We start from the raw sequence: 1365 nt of genomic DNA, 5'->3' as shown, positions 1-1365 counted from the left end.
AAAACAGCGCAAAGCACATATAAATGAAGATTATCTTGAGCAGGTTTTACTGGCCAGTTTAAGCTTGGATGAAAAATGAGCACTCACGCTCTTGCCCTGGCACACACACCCTGTTGGTTCAAGTAATGGTTTCTCAGAAACTGATTTTCAGAGAGTTGAGCATAGGTATGTTAGTTATAATCGTGCTCCGTGGCAGGATATGACGTTAAAATATTTTGACGGAGTCAAGGCATGGTCTCAATTTGGGCATATGCCGCAAGAACGTAGTATGAGTAGTGATTTTGCAAATGGTTTCATAACATGTATTAAAGGTGATGACTGCTAATGAAAATACTAATTTCAGCAATGCTTTTGGTTTGTTGCAAAATTGGAGCCGCAACTGAGGTGACTTATCCAAATCGCTTAACTTTTAGTGAGCTTAATGCTTCAGTTGATAAAGTTTCGGGTCGGACAATCGATATGATTGGTATATTAAGTGTACAGAACGATGAGATTTATTTGTGTGAAACTCTGGATGTTTGTTTATCGTGGAACCCAAACCGAATTAAGGTAAATAAGGAAGCGCTTAAAAAAGTAACTTTGGACGGTTATAAGAGTTACGACATGTGCCATGTAATGGTTATAGGTAACTTTTTAGCGAGCGAGGAACATGAAAAAAGCCATTTTTTTGGCACCTTGGGTACAACATATCTGAGAATAGATTTATCCATTTCCCGACTTGATTATCAAAAATTTAATCCTCACTGCGATGTATGGAATAGTTTCGTAAAGAGTAGTCCTGGAGAGGAGGGAGCTAAAGAGCTTGAAGAAATGATTTTCATGATGAAGTTCAGGGCTAGATAAATTTTTACAGAAATAATGAGTTTAATTAAATCAATTTGTTCAGATCAAAATTAAATACTATTTAGTTAGCAGCTCTTAGTAATATTAGGTTCAGAACAAAATTATGGACTTCCCAGACTTTGCTAGACACATTTAACAGTTACAATGTAACTTAAATTAGAGGTGTTTATGAGCAAAGGCAAACGGTATACCGAAGAGTTTAAAATTGGAGCAGTAAAGCAGATTACTGATCGTGGTTATTCTGTTCAGGAAGGTACTTTGCAAGCCAGCCAGAGTGAAGTACGCCTTTATCCGTGACCATCTGCGAGTATTTTCCGTTTTAGCCATGTGTCGTGTTCTGAAGCTCAATCGCAGTGGATTTTATGCTTGGCTAAAAGCACCGTTGAGTCAGCGCACTAATATTAGGGTCAGAACAAAATTAAATACGGCTATGCCCAAATGGCAAAAGGGGCTATGCAAGCAATAGAAGGCGGCGGCACCGCCATGGCCAACTTTGCCGGAGGCATGGCAAAGGGGTTTGCT

1 protein-coding gene and 1 pseudogene are annotated in these 1365 nt (G+C 39.0%); both read left to right on the top strand.

Annotation, left to right across the window (positions count from 1 at the left end):
- Positions 1 to 324: 324 nt before the first annotated feature.
- Positions 325 to 843, top strand: coding sequence for a hypothetical protein (locus VT06_RS16730; protein WP_046555469.1), 519 nt, complete (start codon positions 325 to 327; stop codon positions 841 to 843).
- 168 nt (positions 844 to 1011) lie between these two features.
- Positions 1012 to 1237: pseudogene (locus tag VT06_RS17955) on the top strand (hypothetical protein); the annotation flags it as partial.
- Positions 1238 to 1365 lie beyond the last annotated feature (128 nt).

Origin of the sequence: Arsukibacterium sp. MJ3, from assembly GCF_000987765.1 — a bacterium.
GTDB lineage: Bacteria > Pseudomonadota > Gammaproteobacteria > Enterobacterales > Alteromonadaceae > Alishewanella.
The sequence above is the reverse complement of the archived record's forward strand: the minus strand, read 5'-3'. Positions and strand labels throughout refer to the sequence as shown.

Coding starts and splice junctions, on each gene's coding strand:
- VT06_RS16730 (WP_046555469.1), top strand. CDS start 325: ATGAAAATACTAATTTCAGCAATGCTTTTGGTTTGTTGCAAAATTGGA.